Raw genomic sequence first — 18,728 nt, 5'->3', positions numbered from 1 at the left:
TTGGTGATGTGAGCCTGAGGTTTCTATTATAGACAGCGGCCTCTTGCCGTCTGCCGCGGGCTTGCTCTGCTGTGGGGTGCCCGCCCCGAGACCCCGGCCGACAGTTGGGTGTTTATTCGCTCTTGGCTGTGAGGGTGACCAGCACCGCCTCTGGGGGGCAAAAAAGCCGCACCGGCGCGAACCGTGAGGTACCCAACCCCGCCGTGACCTGCACCGGCACATCCTGCTGGTAGCTTACGCCCTTAGCGCGTGAAGGCGGTAAATCGCAGTTGCTCACCAGCGCCCGCCCACCCGGTAAACACACCTGCCCGCCGTGCGTGTGCCCGGCGAAAATTGCTTGCGCGCCGTCAGCGACGAACCGTTCAAGGGTGCGCATATAGGGGGCGTGCGCAACCCCGATACGCACCCGCGGGGTGGATCCGGTATCAAACGCTTCAGGGGCGAACCCGGGGTGCTGATCGTAACGCAGGTGCGGGTCGTCAACCCCCGAAAACTCTAGGCGCAGCCCGCCGATGCTAATACTGTCATACCGGTTAATAAGTCCTGTCCAGCCGCGTGACTCAAAAGCATCATGCATTTTCCCAATGGGAAGCGGCACGCGTGAGCCTTCCTCAATTTCTTGGGGGGTGCGTGCCTGCCACAGGTACCGGGCCGGGTTCTTGAGCACAGGGGCGAAGTAGCAGTTCGACCCCGGCACGAATACGCCCGGGAAGTCCATGAGCGGGTCTAAAGCATCCAGCAGGGGCGGCAGTCCATCAATATGTGAGAGGTTATCACCGGTATTGATCACCAGATCGGGGTGTAACCCCGCCAGCGAATGCATGAACTCTCTTTTACGTGCCTGCCCCGGAATCATGTGTATATCCGAAATGTGCAGGATACGCAGATCTGCCGTCCCCGCTGGGAGAACCGGCAGCCGCTCGTGGCGTACCACAAAATTATTCAGCTCAATAAAGTGGCCGTACGCTGCTGCGGCGACCCCCAGAACAGCACCGGCGGCAACGGTCTTTTTCAGTACCGAACCGGTGCGTGCTGCAGGAGCCGCCGCTCGGAGCATACGGCGGGACGGGGCGGAATCACGCATTCCATCCAGCCTTTCGCTCATTCAGTTGTATGATTCACTCACCCGTAACCTTAGTTGGCGGTTGAGAGCACCTTCGCGCTGGGTTGGGTGAAGTTGTCGGTGTTGTACTTCGGTGCGACCGCCTTCATGTACGTCTGCCATTGCGCACCCGCGTAGGTTGCGCCGTCCACGTACTCACGTACCTGGCCGTTAATTGCCAGCCCGTTCATGGAGCGGAAGCCCTTTGCCACGTTACCAACCCAGGAGGTGGTCACCAGGCCGCGGGTGTAACCGGCAATCCAGGTTTGTGACGAGTTGTCGTTCGTACCGGTTTTCGCAGCGGACCCTTCGGGCAAACCAATCCCTCGGGTGGAGGCCGAGCCTCCCTGTTGGATCACGCCTTTAAGCACCCAGCTCACACCGTTAGCGATGTCCGGGTCAAGAACCTGTTCACACTTGGCCTGGTATTCCTTGAATACCTCGCCGTTGTTCTTGGTGACCTTGTTCATCGGGCGCGGTTCACAGTACTTCCCCTCGTTCGCAAAGACCGCGTAGGCTGAGGCCAATGTCAGCGGGGACACACCGTTTTTGGTACCGCCAATGTCAGTACCCAAATCGGGGATGCTGTGAAGCGGCTCTCCTGTGCCGTCGTACATGTGCAGGGTTTTAGACATTTCGTGCACATCGCACAAATCCAGCCGTGAGAGCATACCGTACAGGTATGAGTTCAGCGACTGCCGGATACCGTATGCCGCCGTGTTGTACCCCAGACCGCCGTTCACGGCGTTCTTGAAGGTCCACCCTTCCGGCTGGTTGCGGTAGTAGTATTTGCCGCCTGTCTCGTCGTAGCATTTGGCGTTCCACGCGAAACTGGTGGGGTACGACAACTGCGTACCATTGACCATGCCGTTGACGCCCTTGCCGTCTTTAATCCACTGGGCAAGGATCACCGGTTTGAACGTTGAACCGGGCTGGAAGCCATTGGTGCCGCCGTACTTGGCATCAACGTTGTAGTTGAACTGCGAGACCGAATGGTCATTGGCGTCCTTGGGGCTGCCCCATTCTGTGTTCTGCGCCATCGCCACCACATTACCGTTGGAAGGCTCGATGCTGGTCAGTGCGGTGTTAATGTCATTAGTGTTGGTTGCCCCAGGCTGAGTGGATTCAACTGCCTGCTTCGCAACCTTCTGTGCCTCCGTGTTCAGGGAGGTGTAAATCTTCAAACCACCGCGCTGCAGCATGGCATTGCGCTGAATATCGGTGGCACCGTAGGACTCATCCTGCAGGATATTATTCACCACGTAGTTGCAGAAGAAGGCGTACTCGCCAGCGTTGCTGCACCCCTTCTTCACCGGGTGAATGTCCAGGTTTACTTCGCTGGCCACTGCCTCGTCGTACTCTTGCTGAGAGATCTTCCCGTCACGCAGCATGGTGGAGAGCACCACGTTACGGCGTTCAACTGCGTTATCGGGGTGCTCGTCCGGCCGGTAGGTGTTGGGGGACTGCACCAGCCCGGCCAGCAGCGCTGACTGGGCAACGTTCAGGTCCTTCGCAGGAATACCCCAGTAGTACTGGGCTGCGGCCTCAACACCAAAGTTTGAGCCGCCCATGTTCACGATGTTCAGGTAGCCTTCAAGGATCTCGTCCTTGGACTTGTTCTGCTCCATCGAAACGGCCAGCTTCATTTCTTTGATCTTGGCGAAGTAGTTCTTGTTCCCGCCCAGGGTGGCGTTCGCGTCCTCACCGTTCTGCTCAGCAGCGTTAACGATCAGGTTGTTCACGTACTGCTGGGTGAGGGTGGAAGCACCCTGACGTTTGCCGGGGTTCATTGCGTTATTGAAGAACGCACGCCCAATACCGACGGCAGAGACCGCGCCGTGGCTATAGAAATCACGGTCCTCAACCGAAATGATGGCGTTCCGCATATGCGGGGAGATCTGGTCGAGCTTCACCTGTGTACGGTTCTCTTCGTAGAAGGTGGCCAACTCGGTCTTACCATCTGCGGCGTAGATCGTTGAGGGACGTGCCAGGGGCCCCTCTGAAATCTCATCCGGTAAGTCTTGGAACCAGCTCATGGATGCGTTCACCACTGAGCCAGCGCCTACGACGGGCGGCACAACAATGACCGCCACCAGAAAACCTGCAATGACGCTGTAAGCAATAAACTGCAAAAGGTCGCGGCCGCGACGTTTCTTAGGAGAAGCCATTCCCCCAGTTTAGCGGATATAACTGGGAACTGTAGCCGCCCACGTCAGCCTACTTTTCATGCCCGGCATGCCGCCGAACAACCTCCTTAGGGTGTTTTAATATTTGGTGTTAAACATGAAGGTGCCCGCTGTGTTCTGTCACGTACCCGTGAAATGACCGGCGATATTGTACAGTGCGCCCCCGAAGGACTACCCTAGGTGTATGAAGAAATGGGAATACGCAACTGTGCCTCTGATGATCCATGCTACTAAGCAGATCCTCGACAGCTGGGGCGAAGATGGCTGGGAGCTTGTGACGGTGCTCCCCGGTGCCTCTGCACCTTCCGGCCCGAACCCTGCAGGTAATATGGTTGCCCCTACGCAGGGCAACCCCATCGCCTACTTTAAGCGCGAAAAGGCGCAGTAGTATACGCACCGCCCGGTGACCGCCCCATCTAGGGGTCGCGGCACCGGGTTTAGCGTCTCTTAAACTTGTGCGGCCGCGGACAACCCCGCGAAAATATAACGCTTAAGGGCATCCTTAAACCAATCGCCGATCCCTTACCCACGGAGAGAGCATCATGACCGAACCCCGTATAGAACAACGTATCCGAGACCTTGGCTACGAGCTGCCTGAGGTTGCTGCGCCTGTGGCCGCTTATGTTCCGGCTGTTGTCTCCGGCAGTTACGTGTACACTTCCGGGCAGCTGCCTTTTACGAAGGGGGAACTGCCGGCTATTGGTAAGGTATCTGCCAGCGGGCAAGCAGGCTTTGTGGCACCTGAGGACGCTAAAAAATATGCCGCCATTTGTGTGCTTAACGCCTTGGCCGCCGTAAAATCTGTGATCGGCGACCTTGACCGGGTGCGCCGCATTGTGAAGGTTGTTGGTTTTGTCTCTTCTGAACCGAACTTCACCGGTCAGCCCGGCGTTATTAACGGTGCATCCGAGCTGCTGGGCGAGATTTTCGGTGAGGCTGGGCAGCACGCCCGTTCGGCGGTCGGCGTGCCCGTGCTCCCGCTCGATTCCCCCGTAGAAGTTGAGATTATCGTCGAATATGCGTAGCGAACTGTACACCGGCGCTATCCCCGTGGCGGGTTCTCCTCGCGTTTATTCCGGCAGGAAGAGCGCCCCCGCCCCGCGTACCGAACAGGTGCAGCGGCTGTACACTATCCCAGACTTTATGCGCACCGCCGCAGAGACGTGGGCAAACGAGCATTCCGGGGAGGCCGCCGAAACCACCGGGTGCGCCCTCAAGCACGCGGCCTCCGTTATTTTTGTGCGTGATGGCGACGACGGGCTGGAAACTATCCTTACCTACCGGCCCGGCTGCTCTCCTTTAGGGATTGTTGCTTTTCCCGGCGGTATGGTCACCGCAGAAGATGCGCAGAATATCCCCTGGTGTGGCGCGGATGCGGAGCATTGGCAGCGCACCTTCGCGTTCGGTGACGCAACGATAGCCCACAAGGTGGTGGTCGCTGCGGTGCGTGAAACCTTTGAAGAAACCGGGCTGTTATTGGCTGGTGAGGACGAGGGGAGCGTAGCCGAATACACCGCTGGCAGCGACCAGATGAACCACCGGGAAGCGATCTCGGACCGCGACGAAACCCTCAGCAAATACCTGGCGATGAGCGGACTAAAAATCCGGGCTGATCTGCTGCGCCCTGTGGTGCGCTGGCAGTCGCCGGACTTCTGCCACAAACGGTACGATGTCGCGTATTTCACCACCGCCGTGCCTGTCGGCCAGCAGGCAAGCCTGCTGAAGGATAAAGGTATTTGGGGTGACTGGGTGAACGTGCGGGAGCTGCTTGCAGGCCGGGCCACCAGCGACCTCGGCGACCGTATTAACCAGCCCGATACCGCCGGCAAAACCCTTGATGAGCTGGTCACCCCCGGGGTCATGTGTACCCTTGAATCCCTGGCGAAGGTCGGTACGAGCGTGGCCTGGTTGGCTAAGAAACGAACGGTTGAGGTGAAAAAACCCATCCTTGTTAAGAACGACGGACAGTGTATGCTCTCATTCACTGAGGTGGTGAAGGCCGCCCCGCGCACCGGAAAGTTTGGTGCGGTGGCTGCACCAGCAACCTCAGCCATTCCTACAGTCACCCCTTCATAAAAACGTGGAAGGCCGGATTTCCGCACAGCGCGGAAAATCCGGCCTTTGTTGTAGGCAGATAATCACAGTTTGAAAGAACGTATTCTCAAGGCTGCCCCGGCCCCGGTTACGAAAATGCTTGACTGCTACGGCGGGGAATACATTCCGTTAGGGGCAGAGCTCGGACTGAAAGGGTCCGCGATGGGCACGCTGATTCCTACACCGAAGGCGATGATAAAAGGCGCGCAGTTTACGGGGGCGCGGCATGCGCAACCCGGTGACCTAAAAGAAGTTGCTAATTTAGTAGCATCGGGAGATATTGACGTGACCTTAGCGCATGTGTACCCGTTCAAACTTGATTCCATCCGTGACGGTTATAAGGAACTGGGTACGGGGCATGTGCGCGGTAAACTTGTGGTCACTATTCCCTAACAAAAGTCGAAAACTATGAAAATTTTAGTATCTGGTGCTACCGGAAACGTGGGTCGTTTGGTCGTGGAACAGGCGCTTGCGCGTGGTCATGAGGTAGTTGCACTTGCCCGGAAACCGCAGAATCTTCAGTGTGAGCACCCGAACCTCACCACAGGCGCTGTAGATATTCTTGATGCTCAGGCCCTCAAACCCTGGCTTCAAGGCGTAGATGCGGTCATTAGTACCGTAGGGATTGGCACCTCGAAAACGCCGACAACCCTTTACTCTGCCGGGACAAAGAATCTTCTGGACGCCATGCAAGAGCATGGGGTATCACGTTTGGTTGTGATCTCTTCGGAGGTCGCCGAACATTGGGCTCATCAAGGGCTCTTCAAGCTCTGGGTGGTATTGCCGCTGCTGCAACACTTTTTGGGTGCAACCTACGATGATATGCGGCGTATGGACGTGGTGTTGTGGGAAAGCACCGCGCAGTGGACGGCGGTGCGTGCCCCTCGCATTCAGCCGATGAAACCCAAAGGCTCTTATCGGCTAGATGCCCACAAGCCGCTTCGACGCGGCTGGGTGATTACCCCGGCGGATATGGCGACTGCGTTGCTCGATATTGCCGAACGTGAGGATCTGAACCGGCAGCACGTCTACGTTGCTAACTAGGGGATACCTCACGGAGAAAAGGACACCTGTTGCCGCCTGTGTAAATGTGAAGGGAGCGGGTATACGAAAACCGCATCCGAAACCGTCGAATAACACGACGTATCGGATGCGGCTTTGTGTGTGAAGACTTCAGATGTCCTCAGAGAATTTAGCGTGAACGCTGACGCAGACGCGGCAGGTCGAGAATAACGACCGCGCGTGCCTCCAAGCGAATCCAGCCGCGGGAGACGAACTCGGCCAGAGCCTTGTTCACGGTCTCACGGGATGCGCCCACCAGCTGCGCAAGCTCTTCCTGAGTGAGCTCGTGGGCCACGAGGATGCCGTCGGTTGCGGGGCGACCGAAACGATCCGCCAGATCCAGCAGGGCCTTAGCGAGACGCCCGGGAACATCCGAGAACACCAGGTCTGCCAAGGCCTCATTTGAGTGGCGCAGACGGCGTGCCAGGGTCTTAATGACCTGGTCCGAGATGCTGGGGTCCTGCTGCTGGGCGCGTTTGAACGACTCGTGCTTAATAGCAGCCAGACGGGTCTCAGAGACAGCCACGGCATTGGTAGAACGCGGGGAGGGATCAAAAAGTGCCATTTCACCGAAGACATCGCCGGGGCCCATGATAGCGATCATGTTTTCACGCCCATCGGCGGCGGTGCGGCCAAGCTTAACCTTGCCGGAGAGTACGGCGTAGAGCTGGTCGCCGGGGTCCCCTTCGTAGAAGAGCACGGCGTTACGGGAAAGGTCGATTTCGGTAATATCGTCGGTGAGCAGCTTGAACGCGGCGTCATCGAGGGTCGCGAACAGCGGCGAGCGGCGCAGGATATCTAGATCCATTGTTTTGTTCTCCTTGAATAGGGGTGGGGTGCGAGCACCCCCTTGTGTGAGCATTCCGGCTGGTGCACCTGCTCGAACCTATGAGCTGAGGAGCCCAAGAACCGGATGTGATATATTCAACTTACTGTTATTGAGATTACCTCAAAAATCTTATTTATGCATCTGAAAACGGTTGGCCGAAAGCAAAACTTCCCTGGGAATTTTTTAAAAAACTAAAGATTTTCACAGCTTAACCCTTTAGCATCAGTACATGAGTGCGGCGTTTTCCACGCCATCATTCATTATTTCTTTATATTCCAAGAGAGGAACGCTTGTGTTTGCTAACCTGAGCCCCCTCGACATTATTATTCCCATCATCCTCGTGCTGTATTTCCTTATGGGCTTACGAAGCGGGTTCTTTACCACGCTCGGAACGTTCTTAGGGTTGGCACTGGGTGTGTGCGCCGCCGCATGGCTGGTGCCGCTGGCGGTTGCCGCCGTCAGCCCGCAGTGGATGCTTCCCACCGCTATCGGGCTTCTTTTGCTATGCCTGGTGATTGGGCAGTGGCTGGGTGTCATTGCTGGCAGGAGCATCCGTAAAGTAACAGATGTCACACCTGTAAAGGGTGTGGAGAGGTTCTTCGGCGGCGTGCTGAACGTAGCCGCCTGCGCCCTCGTACTCGTCGTCATCACCCTATCTATGCGCACGGTACCCATCCCGTCAGTGAACACGGCGCTGGGCGAATCGAAAACCCTCACCTGGATGGTTGAAGCAACCCCATCCGCCGTGAAAGACCGCATCGACAGCGTCCGCAACGATGTACTCACCGCAGGCAGCATCCCCGAAGTCAAACAGCTGCTCTACCCCGAGACGAACGCACCCACCCAGCAGGTTCAATCCGATGCACTTGAGAACGCCTCATCCTCGGTAGTGCAGATCCTGGGTGCCGCTGAGCAGTGCGGATACACCTCCACCGGTTCCGGGTTCGTCGCTGGGCAGGACCTCGTAGTCACCAACTCGCATGTGCTTTCCGGAGTTACCTCACCCACCGTGCAAGACTCACGAGGACGCACCTACCCCGGCACCGTGGTCTACAACAACCCGGCGCAAGATCTAGCGTTTATTCGTGTACCGCGTTTGCCTATCCAACCGCTGCAGGTGGCCAACACTAACTCCGAATCCGGCGAAACCGTGACCTTCATGGGCTACCCGAAGGGCGGCCCGTTCGCCGCGAAACCCGCCACCGTACAGGGCGTGGGCAACATTCAGACCATCGACTCTGAAACCGGTAAAGCCAACCCCACCCGCCAGGTGTACCAGATCGCCGCAGACGTGCAGCACGGTAACTCCGGCGGCCCGATGCTCACCCAAGACGGCACCGTAGTGGGCGTGGTCTTCGCAAAAGCAACCGAAGGCCAAACCGGCTATGCGATAACCGCATCCACCCTGAAACAGGCGTTGGCTGCCAACGGCAATAACACCACGCCCGTCTCAACCGGCCAATGTAAAGCACGCTAGGGTGAGCAGCACACCCTCATAGCCCGCGTACAGCGGACTAAAACGGGGCGCCCGGTACCGAAAAAGGTAGCAAGCCAGCCAGTTTAGATATGAGTCGAGTCTGGGCAACATTAGATGCTCTACCGGCTCAGCAAGCAGCGGTGGTGTTGTTGACCCATGTCAATCCACGCACAGTTTCGTACCAGCAGGCGTTGGATGCTTTGGAAGAGGGTCAAGTGGCGGTGTTTGAACATCCGGTGAAGAATCTTGAGGTTATTAAGACCAACGCTAATACGTGTCCAAAGAATTTGGGTGGTTATGAGTTGGTGGCGCAGGAGCTTATGGAACTGATAGGGGCTGAGGAGAAGTAGTAATGGTTGAGAAGAAGAACTTGATGCGTAAGCCTGAGGGGATCGGCCCTGTGAAAGGCGCAAATTTTGAGGGTGCCTTTAGGGTAAAGAATGATTCTGTGAAGAAACGGTTGACGTTGAAGATTGATGAGGATTTGCATCGGAAGGTGAAGATGGTGGCTGTGGAGCGTGGGGTGACGATTACTGAGTTGGTGAGCGGTTTTATTAGAAAACTGTAAGTGTATATTTACAGAAATACAGACTTATCCGATTCAATCCATATAATCGTGAGCGGTTGGTGCGTACTGGGTTTAGTTCTGACCCTGAAGGTTGGAAACAAACAAAAAGAGTAAAGGAACATCCCTGCCCATCAAATGTCCAACGAGACTCAATACCCGGGCCCTGTGTCTGCTGAATGATCATCTCGAAAACAATCCAGGCCAGGGCATCTACACTGCTTGTCGAGAAAATGGCATCCGCCTAGGCGTCAGTGCTGAAATCCTGTGCAGACTTTGATGGTTGTTGGAACAGTGAACGTCGTGCTGATTGTTTCTTCGATGGCTATCTAGCTTGAGCTCGTTCTTGCATAATTGGCTCAGGTAGAACAGTAGATGAGAATTGATGGAAACTGTAAAGGTGTCTCCACTACCGACGCATCGCTGACTCTTATGCTTTCATCCGTGAAGAGTCTTGTAATCTTAAACCAACGGTGTTAGTGTTCTATATTACAGGAGGAAGTGAGGTAAATCTCCTTTTTAGTTATCATTATCAATGGAGCAGACAATGACTGAGATTTACTCAACAGATACAGATTCAGGCACTATCTCGGTGCTCGAGAACGACGGTAAGTCAGTGAAAAAGATTGCCTCGATTCAGGTCGGCAATGCGCCGCGTGGTAGCGTCCGGTTTACCTCTGACGGGCGAGGTTACGTCTCCAATACGAGCACGAACACCGTTTCTGAGATCGACGGGTTGACCCATGAGGAGACCCGACGAATCCAGGTTGGCAATGGTCCGCGCGGCCTCTTCATTGTCGGCAAGGAGAAGTATCTACTCGTCTCGAATTCAGGTTCGGACACCCTGTCGATAGTCGATCTAGAGTATGGTGAGGATATTCGTCAGGTTGAGATTGGTCGCGACCCCCGCCACATGATTGTCGCGGACGGTTTCGCTTACATCTCGCTCTGGGGGGAGGATTCTATCGCAAAGGTCGATGTTAGCCCCCTCGATGGCGGCGACGTGGACGGGGTCAAAGTAGTCAACACCATCATGCTAGCCCCCGACACTTTCCCCTACAGTCTGAACATCGACAACACCCGAGGCCTGGCTTTCGTAGCGTGCAACGCGATTCAGAACATCCCAGTAATTGACCTGGCAACCGATCGTGTGTGTGCTGACATCCCTGTACGCGCAGGTGGAGTCCGGGCTGTTACATTCACACCGGACCATAAGTATGCACTGGCCAGCTTGGAGCGCGACAACTCAGTTGCCGTAATCGATATTGAGAGCCTGTCTGTGGCTCGCTACATCGATGCTGGCCCCGCACCGCGCGGAGTGGTGTCTGACTCTGAGGGTACTATCTATGCCGCGGCCTTCTCTTGGAACACTGTTATGAAGCTGGACATACCCGACTGGGGCAGCCACGGAGTCACCGTCATCAGGACTGCTGACGCCGACCTTTCTGACCCGAACAGCGAAGTAGCGACCGAGTCAGTGCCGGTAGGCTTTGGCCATGTAGCGTCTCGGTGTTTGACCCAGCAGCTGCGCGACTTGCGCGTGAGACGAAAATTTCGCAGGTGGTATCCGTCTGATATGTCACCAACAGTTGGCGATGCCGACCCTTCACCTAGTCCGGTTCGTGAACGGAAAGCGATGCATTTCAGCCAACTCTACCCATGGGCAATTCCTCCAACAAAGTACGAACTCAACCTATCCGCAGCGCGGGGAAAAAGGAAACTTTCCGCTGAGTCGTTCACTTATATCCGCGCAGAGCGGCAGCCAGAGTTCTGTCCGCCCTGGGTTCAGGGAGCCACCCTTGGATGGCGTATCAGCTCTCCAATCGATATTACCCTCTCCCCACTGCGCCAAGTCGAGATCACTGGAGGCGAGCAGACGAGCGAGTCTGCACGAGCTGTGGGCATGAATCAGGTCTGGATTCGTGACTCCGCAACACTGGCTGTCGAACAGCAGTCCTGGCTGACAAGTTATGAATTCGAGACCAGCCAGGGAAGCCAGACCATGTTTCTGCCCAACGGACTCGGTACAGTGGAGTGGCGTCTTGGCTGGTCTGCCACAACAGCTGACGACTTCGGGCTATTGGTGATTCCCTCTCCGGAGACACCCGACCTAGGAGTCCAAATCGGACTTTTCTCCTCGACCACTATTAAGCGACTCCACGGCACCGGGATGAGCATCGCGATCTCCCCTCGGCGTGAGCTTACTCTATCTCGAGGTGATGAAATCGCTCGTCTCGTCCCCATCTCCCGTGAGGCTCTAAACCTGTGAGTGGGTTCGCACGGCGAGGGTCAGCGACACCAGCCATAGAGACCTTTTCGCTTATGCATGCTCGACAGATTGCTGTCCGAGCACAAGGGTTAGAGATACATTCTGTGCAATCCCAGCCCATATCGGTTGCATCCGTGGTCGAGAAGGTGGGATGCGTCCAGCTAGACGCGCTCCAGCCGGTCCGTCGTTCTCATGAGCTGGTTCTCTTGTCTCGTGGCGTCTCAACTCGAGACGCCAACCTTGCGCATGACACCTCAGCGGGTCTGTTTGAGACATGGGGCCATGCTCATTCTCTTCTCCCACAGCGTCTGTGGCCTGTGTGGAGCTGGCGACGGCACCAAATCAAGAAGCACGGACTTACTGGCCCACAGCCCGACCTTCAGATAATTAAACAGGTACTGAACCGGATTGAAGAATCGGGTCCCTTAACCCTGAGCGATTTTGGGCGGAGCTCGGGGGTCGGCTGGGAACGATCCAGCCCTGTGAAGACCGCATGCGAGTGGTTGCTCAGCATCGGGGAACTCGCCGTGGTGAGTAGAGATGCCGGGTGGCGCCGGATCTACCAAACACCAGATCAGGCGGGGTTGCCCCACCCTGACCAGATTGACCCGGCCGAGGGTCTCAGACAAGCAGTATTGGTTGCTCTGCAAGCGCTAGGGATTTCAACAGCTAAACACGTACGGGACTACTTTAGATTTCCCCGAGATGTGAACATCGCCGCACTCGCTCGGAGTTATGGGTACGACGTTGTGCACGTGCATGGGAGCAATGAGGAGTGGTTTGTTGACCCCGACTCACTGGAGTCACTGACTGAGTGCACGCTGGATCCTTCCGCTGTCATTCCTCTCTCTCCTTTTGATTCGCTGATATGGACGCGTTCGAGACAACAGTTCCTGTTCGGAAAGATCTATCTACTTGAAGCATACAAACCCGCCAGCAAAAGGGAATTTGGATACTTCTCTATGCCTCTCCTACTCGGTGACCGAATCATCGGACGCGTCGCAGCTAGACGTTATGAAGGCAAGGTGGCAATAGAAAATTTTGAGTGCGACTCTGACATTGAAGAGGATGCGGTGCGCGCGTCCGTAGAACAACAGCTCAATCACTGGACGTTAGAAGATATACCATGACAAGTTCACACAGCTATCGAAGGCTGATTATAGATCGGGAGATAGGTCCGCTACTGTTTGCTGCCAACTTCGGTCGGCTCTCTGGGGGGATCGTTCCTTTTGGTCTAGTTGCCTTCTATAGCGACCGTCAGGAATACATCCACGCTGGGGTGGCGTCAGCGGTTCTGATGGTGGTTAGTTCGCTTACCGCCCCCTATAAGGGGCGATTAATCACAAGGTATTCTCCGCGAGCAACCATAGTGCCCATGTCACTCGTGTTTGCCCTTCTTCTAGGAACAGGGGTAACGCTGAACGCTTCCGGGGCATCTTTCGTGGTGGCGATGGCAGGCATTGTGAGCGGAGCCGCGGTTGCTCCCCCAACGCCGGCAGTCGTACGTGCTATCTGGACTAATGTCGCAGAGACACCTGCGACGAACCGGGCGTTGCATGCGTTGGACTCAACCACGGAAGAACTGACCTTCGCAATTAGTCCTTTAATCACGAGCGTGTTGTGGGCAACGGGTGGTGTCTTCTGGTCAATCCCGGTGGGTTTATGCGCTGGAGTGCTTGGGAATATAGCTATTGTCGTACTAGCATCCCGGAGGGAAGCCAGTAGTCATGCCCTGATGACTCGGCCACTATCAGGACCACCTGCGTCAAATGAGCTCTTCGAGTCGGTGAGCGTAACCTCAAAGAGGAGTATCTACTTCCAGCCGGCTGCAGTAGGTTTGTTACTACCAATGGTTGGTCTTGGAATTGCGATGGGGGGGCTGAGCTTGATTCTTCCCGCCTGGTCTGGGCAGAATCTTGGTGCCGAGGCGATATCAGGGGTGTTATTGAGTGTAGTCAGCTTTGCTGGGTTCCTAGCTGGCATCGCGTTCGGAAAACTCCCAGGTGGACGTGTAGCCGCTCGGCTTCAGTACCAAGGGGCTGTTGCTCTTGTAGCAGTTGGAGTGCTCCTCTTCATGGTTAGCGATGGGATTGTTCTAGCAGTTCTCGGAGCAAGCTGCGTGGGTGTGGGTATGACACCGATGTTCATTGCTTCATACATGATGGTGGGTGATTATTTCGCTGATACATCCCATACTGAGATAAACGCGGCGTTGGGGTCCTCTTTCAATATCGGTAGCGGCATCGCGACCACGGTCTGTGGTTTTGTCTTGGTCGTATTGGGAACTAACAATGTGCTCCTGGCGCTGACCATATGCACCATCGCCCTCGCGGCAACCTCAGTATTACTACCCCGTGTCACGAGCGCACAAACTTCCTTGAAAGGAGTGACTGCAGATGCGGGCAAAATTGACTCGTAAGTTCGTTGACACAGGATACGATGCGACGCCGATGGTGCCATGCTCCGAGCTCAACGATATCTTCGATTTACAGGGGCTTCCCGGGGCAGTCTTTTGCTCTCGAGAAGAAGAGGCTGTCGCAGTGGGAGCAGGTATGCACATTGCTGGACGACAGCCGTTGGTTCTGATGCAGTCCTCCGGACTGATGTCCTCGCTTAATACGGTCGGCTCGCTTCTCGTGGCCTATGCGCTGCCAGTCACCCTCCTCGTTGCCATGCGTGGTGGCGCAGATGAACAGAATCCCACACAGGTCCCGACAGGTCGTGCAGTCCAGCCATCCTTGGGAGCACTCGGTTGTGTCACGATCACTTACTGTGCCGGCACACTTCTGTCAACTCTGAGAACCATCCGGTTAAACCCCATTTCAAATGCTTCTCCGACAGTGGTTCTTCTGACATGAGCGACGGACAAGAAAATCTTGGGCTTGATCCAGCGGAAGTTTTCGCCCAGATTAATGCCTGTCCGAAGACGGGCCAGGTCATTTGTCATCTCGGACCCATCGCCCATATCGCTATGAGGGCGCTTGTCCCAGGGCGTCTACTGCCGCTGCTGGGCTCCATGGGAATGGTCCTCCCTCTGAGTCTGGGGGTTGCATTAGGTCGTACGGGGCGAGTCACAGCAGTCGAAGGGGATGGCGGCCTACTCATGTGTCTCGGTTCACTTTCGACCATTGCAAGCCAGGCCCCGCCGAACCTCATCTGCATCATCCTCGATAACAACGGATATAGGACAACTGGAGGTCAACCGACTACCCTGGAACCTGGCGGAGGGATTGAAAGGTTACTCATTGCATCGGGATTCACGAATGTGCGCACGGTTTCTTCCCTGGTAGATCTCGAGGCTGCCCTCAGTTGGGGATGCCAGCCGGGTCTGAGAGCCATTGTTTGCTTAACCCGTGACCCAGTTTACGTTCCACCAGCTCCTACATGCGATCCCCGGAGTTTAGCGCGCGAATTCATGCGATTCAAGTGCCTCGATGATTAGCTGATTTGTCGTATCGGGATTCTCTGTGCGCCGTCGTCTGCTAGCCCTAGACACTAAGTTCTCTCTGTCTGTTCAAGCTTCAGGACTGGGGCAACGTACCGGGCGCCCCGTTCGCTGATGCAAAGCCCCGTGTTAAATATCGTCTTTAAGGTACTCGGCAATAAAATCAATAGCCATCACATACCCATAAGCACCCGCACCACTAATCACGGTCGTGGCCTGCGGGGACACATACGAGTGATGCCTGAACTCCTCACGCCGGTAAATATTCGACAGGTGCACCTCGACGACGGGCAGCTCGGCGGCCTCCAGCGCATCGTGAAGCGCCACCGACGTGTGCGTGTACGCTGCCGGGTTAATCACAATCGCAGCCCCACGGGTGCGGGCCCGCTGAATCTCATCCACCAGCTTCCCCTCATAGTTTGTTTGCATAAACTCAACATCAAACCCGTGCAGGGCGGCACGCTCACGCACCGACAACTCAATATCAACCAGGGTGGTGTGCCCGTAGATTTCGGGGCGGCGGTGCCCCAGCAGGTTCAGGTTAGGGCCATTCAGCACAAAAATAGTTGCAGACATGCTTTTAGTGTGGCACATTGAAGCGTCCCCGCGCAGGATGCACGCCCACCAAACCACCCCGCCACCACTATTTAGGTTCGTGAACCAGCCGCTTGAGACTGGCGGCAGCAACACTGTTTCTGCAGTGACCGTGTAACTAGTATTGAGAAACCATCAGTATATTCTCATTAGCAGCGGCAAACGCGGGAAAACTGGAAAATTTCGGTTTTCCCGCGTTTGCTGCACATGTTTAGGGTGGAAAACCCTCAGGCATGAAGTGCTGAGAAACGGAAGCACCAAGCGGTTTAGCATAAAAACTAGTCTGACCCCAGACACTGAGCCAAGAAGTCTGCCGCCATCACCCGTGTGCGGGTATCTGCTCCTCCGCCCACTGAGCGACCGTGGGCCCAAGTAACTCTGCATTCTTAGGGGCACGCAGAACACCCTCAGCGAGCGCATCTAAGGCAGGATCTACAACGCTTACTTCTCGACGATCACCTATGGCGTGCAGGTAGGTTTGGGTCAGTTCTGGAAGCCAAATCTGCTCGGGCCCAGCGATCTGCCGGTTGCGCGGGCGTTCGGCTGCAGTTTGAACAAGTACCTTAGCCACAGTCTCCACAGCGATGGGTTGAATCAGCCAGTTTTGAACCTTCACGTTGGTCTCGGTCTGTGTGACGGCTGCAGGGTTAAGAGCAAACTCCATCCACTGCGCAGAACGGACGATGGAGTGCGGAAGGGAACTGTCCTCTAAAACCTTCTCCTGCGCTCGCTTGGCGAGATAGTAGTCAAAATCGTCAAATGCGGGGTGGTCAATATTGCAGATGGAAAGGTGAACCAGATGCTGTACCCCAGCATGCTGGCAGGCTTTCTCCAGGGTTTTGGTAACGTCTGAAAAAGTATCAACCAGGCTGGCCGCGGGGTCTGCAGGAAAAGCGTTGGACGTGTCGATGACCACCTGAGCGCCGTTCAGAGCCTCAGCTAGTCCTTCTCCGGTATGCAGATCAATGCCTGTGGCACGAGAGAGAGCAATGACCTCGTGACCTGCTTGCTGGGCGGCGTGAGCGGTGGCGCGACCAGCTGTTCCGGTGGCACCTACAAGAGCGATCTTCATGTGTCCTCCTGAGGAAATCTTTCAGAGGTGGGTACAACTCCCACTATGAACTTGTTAATGTAGATCGATTAATCGTAGTTACCCTCCCAGAGTCGAGCATGACTCATCTGGGGCGCGTTAGTATTATCAAAATAACGCAGATACCTGTTCCGGCTCTAGATGTTGCGCCAGGAATTCTAAGAATTGTTCAGAACAAAAATCGTTGCAGGCATATCCTGTGTATGGCATATTTACCCGCTCAAAAATGGTAGAAACCGTGCGGTAACAGCGAACTTCGGAACCCCTAGCTGGGAAAAGCAGACAAAAACCGGTAGGCTCGCGCTATGAGCGCATCCGCACCGAAAAGCACCACCGACACAGCCCCAGAGCTACAGCTCACCGAGGAAGAACGTGAGCTGCTAAGCATCCGCACCGTGCCCGAGTTTGAGGCAGCACAGGCGGCACGCCGCCGCGCGAAAGCACTCGCCAAAGCCCCCGAAAGTCACCTTGCCACCGTGCGCCGCGCCCGCAAAATTAACCGCATCCTGGGCGAAACTTACCCCTACGCCGTGGCTGAACTCGACTTCACGAACGCCTTTGAACTGCTGATCGCCACAGTGCTCTCGGCGCAAACTACCGATGTGCGCGTCAATCAGGTAACCCCGGCGCTCTTCGCCCGCTACCCGGATGCGCCCGCCCTCGCCGCAGCCACCGAAGAAGATGTCGAACCCTATATTCAATCCCTCGGGTTCTACCGCGCCAAAGCGAAATCTATCGTCAAACTCGCCCGCCAGCTCACCGACGACTACGACGGAGAAGTGCCCGGAACCCTCGATAAACTGGTGAAACTGGCAGGAGTCGGGCGCAAAACCGCAAACGTGGTACTCGGCAACGCTTTCGGGGTACCCGGGTTGACCGTCGATACCCATTTCGGCAGGCTCGCGCGCCGCATGGGATTCACCACCGAAGACGATCCCGTCAAAGTCGAACACGACGTTGCCGAGCTTATCGAACCGCGCGAATGGACCGACTTCTCACACCGCATGGTCTACCACGGGCGGCGCATCTGCCACGCCCGCAAACCCGCCTGCGGAGTCTGCCCCATCGCCGACCTGTGCCCATCCTGGGGTGAAGGCGAGACGGACGAAACTAAAGCGCGTAAACTCATGAAATATGAAATGGCACCCGGGCGTGAACGCCTGCACCTGCGCTTCCTCACCGGTGCCACCCGCCGCCAGCTTCACGCCGAAGGATACCCGCTGAGTGCCTAACACCCTGAACACCGCCGCCGAACAAGCCCGCGATGCACTCGCGAACCTTGCCGCAGGAAAACTCGATTTCAACATAGACTCCCTCATGCGGTACGCGCCCAACAGTACGCTCTCCAAAGAGGCAGCAGTGCTCGTTCTCTTCGGGGTACTCGATGATGAACCGAGCGCATCCGCAGACTTTCAGGGATGCCCAGAGTGCGTGGGCGAGAACCTGGACGTTCTGCTTTTGGTGCGGGCGGATACTCTGCGCTCACACGCCGGTCAGCCTGCATTCCCGGGCGGCAAAATCGACCCCGAGGATTACGAACTGGCGCGCCAGCAGGGAGTTCCGGTAGGGCGCATTGCCGCCCTGCGCGAGGCAGTGGAAGAGACCGGGCTTGACCCTGCAGGCGTTGAAATTCTGGGGGAGCTGCCGACCCTGCCGCTTGCCGTGAGCGATTTCAGGGTGACCCCGGTGCTGGGGTGGTGGGCTTCACCCACGCGGGTTGGCGTGGTCGATACGAACGAGTCTGCCCTGATTGCGCGGGTGCCCGTGCGAGATTTGCTCAACCCCGCCAACCGGCATACGGCATATGTGAAGCGCGGGCGCATAACCCATAAAACCCCGGCGTTTGAGGTCGTGCACTCTAGCGGTGATGCGCGGGTCGAGTTCACCGTGTGGGGGTTCACCGCGATCGTGCTCGATAAGATTTTTGATGCGCTCACCTGGACAGTACCGTGGGATGCTTCGGTACTTAAACCTGCGCCCGCCTTAAAATAAGCGGGCCGGGTACGCAGAAGGGC

Annotated in this window: 20 protein-coding genes; 15 read left to right on the top strand and 5 right to left on the bottom strand. The window is 56.3% G+C overall.

The features are described 5' to 3' along the window. Window positions 1-112 precede the first annotated feature (112 nt). Both D8M23_RS06875 and D8M23_RS06870 read right to left on the bottom strand, forming a co-directional pair. On the bottom strand, window positions 113-1,084 hold the full coding sequence (locus tag D8M23_RS06875) for a metallophosphoesterase (RefSeq protein ID WP_126854460.1): 972 nt from the start codon (window positions 1,082-1,084) through the stop codon (window positions 113-115). A 50-nt stretch (window positions 1,085-1,134) separates the two neighbouring features. After that, window positions 1,135-3,270: a transglycosylase domain-containing protein gene (locus tag D8M23_RS06870; RefSeq protein ID WP_037235847.1), complete on the bottom strand. Its 2,136-nt coding sequence runs from the start codon at window positions 3,268-3,270 to the stop codon at window positions 1,135-1,137. Between the two features lie 202 nt (window positions 3,271-3,472). On the opposite strand from D8M23_RS06870, the gene D8M23_RS06865 reads away from it, so the two are divergent. From D8M23_RS06865 to D8M23_RS06845, 5 genes are all read left to right on the top strand, one after another. Next, the gene (locus D8M23_RS06865; RefSeq protein WP_006888552.1) at window positions 3,473-3,676 is read left to right on the top strand and encodes a hypothetical protein; all 204 of its coding nucleotides are present in this window, start codon (window positions 3,473-3,475) and stop codon (window positions 3,674-3,676) included. A gap of 154 nt (window positions 3,677-3,830) precedes the next feature. Then, on the top strand, window positions 3,831-4,313 hold the full coding sequence (locus D8M23_RS06860) for a RidA family protein (RefSeq protein WP_006888354.1): 483 nt from the start codon (window positions 3,831-3,833) through the stop codon (window positions 4,311-4,313). Then, window positions 4,306-5,364 (top strand): NUDIX hydrolase, encoded by a 1,059-nt coding sequence (locus tag D8M23_RS12145; protein WP_126854191.1) that lies wholly within the window; start codon window positions 4,306-4,308, stop codon window positions 5,362-5,364. The genes D8M23_RS06860 and D8M23_RS12145 overlap by 8 nt, the downstream gene beginning before the upstream one ends. 69 nt (window positions 5,365-5,433) lie before the next feature. After that, window positions 5,434-5,775, top strand: coding sequence for a zinc-binding dehydrogenase (locus tag D8M23_RS11865; RefSeq protein WP_238693798.1), 342 nt, complete (start codon window positions 5,434-5,436; stop codon window positions 5,773-5,775). A gap of 15 nt (window positions 5,776-5,790) precedes the next feature. After that, the gene (locus D8M23_RS06845; protein WP_126854190.1) at window positions 5,791-6,426 is read left to right on the top strand and encodes an NAD(P)-dependent oxidoreductase; all 636 of its coding nucleotides are present in this window, start codon (window positions 5,791-5,793) and stop codon (window positions 6,424-6,426) included. 148 nt (window positions 6,427-6,574) lie between these two features. On the opposite strand, the gene D8M23_RS06840 is transcribed toward D8M23_RS06845, so the two are convergent. Then, window positions 6,575-7,252, bottom strand: a complete 678-nt coding sequence (locus D8M23_RS06840; protein WP_006888478.1) for a Crp/Fnr family transcriptional regulator — start codon at window positions 7,250-7,252, stop codon at window positions 6,575-6,577. Between the two features lie 313 nt (window positions 7,253-7,565). Between D8M23_RS06840 and D8M23_RS06835 the strand changes: the two genes are divergently transcribed. The 7 genes from D8M23_RS06835 to D8M23_RS12370 all read left to right on the top strand — a co-directional run bounded on the left by D8M23_RS06835 (window position 7,566) and on the right by D8M23_RS12370 (window position 15,026). After that, on the top strand, window positions 7,566-8,750 hold the full coding sequence (locus D8M23_RS06835; protein WP_037235836.1) for a MarP family serine protease: 1,185 nt from the start codon (window positions 7,566-7,568) through the stop codon (window positions 8,748-8,750). 89 nt (window positions 8,751-8,839) lie between these two features. Continuing rightward, window positions 8,840-9,100, top strand: coding sequence for a hypothetical protein (locus D8M23_RS06830; RefSeq protein WP_126854189.1), 261 nt, complete (start codon window positions 8,840-8,842; stop codon window positions 9,098-9,100). Window positions 9,101-9,102: 2 nt separating this feature from the next. Continuing rightward, entirely contained in the window at window positions 9,103-9,318 is a 216-nt protein-coding gene (locus D8M23_RS06825) for a hypothetical protein (RefSeq protein ID WP_126854188.1), read from the top strand. Between the two features lie 544 nt (window positions 9,319-9,862). Beyond that, window positions 9,863-11,584: a YncE family protein gene (locus D8M23_RS11955; protein ID WP_202976127.1), complete on the top strand. Its 1,722-nt coding sequence runs from the start codon at window positions 9,863-9,865 to the stop codon at window positions 11,582-11,584. Window positions 11,585-11,637: 53 nt separating this feature from the next. Further along, entirely contained in the window at window positions 11,638-12,714 is a 1,077-nt protein-coding gene (locus D8M23_RS06810) for a DNA glycosylase AlkZ-like family protein (protein WP_126854186.1), read from the top strand. Beyond that, window positions 12,711-14,003 carry an MFS transporter gene (locus tag D8M23_RS06805; RefSeq protein ID WP_278666902.1) on the top strand — a complete coding sequence of 431 codons (1,293 nt, stop codon included), beginning with the start codon at window positions 12,711-12,713 and terminating at the stop codon, window positions 14,001-14,003. The genes D8M23_RS06810 and D8M23_RS06805 overlap by 4 nt, the downstream gene beginning before the upstream one ends. 435 nt (window positions 14,004-14,438) lie before the next feature. Next, window positions 14,439-15,026: a thiamine pyrophosphate-dependent enzyme gene (locus D8M23_RS12370; RefSeq protein WP_126854184.1), complete on the top strand. Its 588-nt coding sequence runs from the start codon at window positions 14,439-14,441 to the stop codon at window positions 15,024-15,026. A gap of 132 nt (window positions 15,027-15,158) precedes the next feature. On the opposite strand, the gene aroQ is transcribed toward D8M23_RS12370, so the two are convergent. Beyond that, the gene (gene aroQ, locus D8M23_RS06795; RefSeq protein WP_023133679.1) at window positions 15,159-15,605 is read right to left on the bottom strand and encodes a type II 3-dehydroquinate dehydratase; all 447 of its coding nucleotides are present in this window, start codon (window positions 15,603-15,605) and stop codon (window positions 15,159-15,161) included. On the opposite strand from aroQ, the gene D8M23_RS11755 reads away from it, so the two are divergent. Further along, on the top strand, window positions 15,604-15,741 hold the full coding sequence (locus D8M23_RS11755; RefSeq protein WP_161971657.1) for a hypothetical protein: 138 nt from the start codon (window positions 15,604-15,606) through the stop codon (window positions 15,739-15,741). The genes aroQ and D8M23_RS11755 overlap by 2 nt on opposite strands. A 201-nt stretch (window positions 15,742-15,942) precedes the next feature. On the opposite strand, the gene D8M23_RS06790 is transcribed toward D8M23_RS11755, so the two are convergent. Beyond that, a complete protein-coding gene (locus D8M23_RS06790; protein ID WP_126854183.1) occupies window positions 15,943-16,695 on the bottom strand; it encodes an SDR family oxidoreductase in 753 nt (250 codons plus the stop codon). A gap of 323 nt (window positions 16,696-17,018) precedes the next feature. Here D8M23_RS06790 and nth point away from each other — a divergent pair, with 323 nt between their 5' ends. Then, window positions 17,019-17,945 carry an endonuclease III gene (gene nth / locus D8M23_RS06785; protein ID WP_126854182.1) on the top strand — a complete coding sequence of 309 codons (927 nt, stop codon included), beginning with the start codon at window positions 17,019-17,021 and terminating at the stop codon, window positions 17,943-17,945. Then, window positions 17,938-18,705 carry an NUDIX hydrolase gene (locus D8M23_RS06780; RefSeq protein ID WP_126854181.1) on the top strand — a complete coding sequence of 256 codons (768 nt, stop codon included), beginning with the start codon at window positions 17,938-17,940 and terminating at the stop codon, window positions 18,703-18,705. The genes nth and D8M23_RS06780 overlap by 8 nt, the downstream gene beginning before the upstream one ends. Window positions 18,706-18,728: the final 23 nt, after the last annotated feature.

This window comes from Rothia sp. HSID18067 (assembly GCF_003989445.1).
GTDB classification, from domain to species: domain Bacteria; phylum Actinomycetota; class Actinomycetes; order Actinomycetales; family Micrococcaceae; genus Rothia; species Rothia aeria.
The sequence above is the reverse complement of the archived record's forward strand: the minus strand, read 5'-3'. Positions and strand labels throughout refer to the sequence as shown.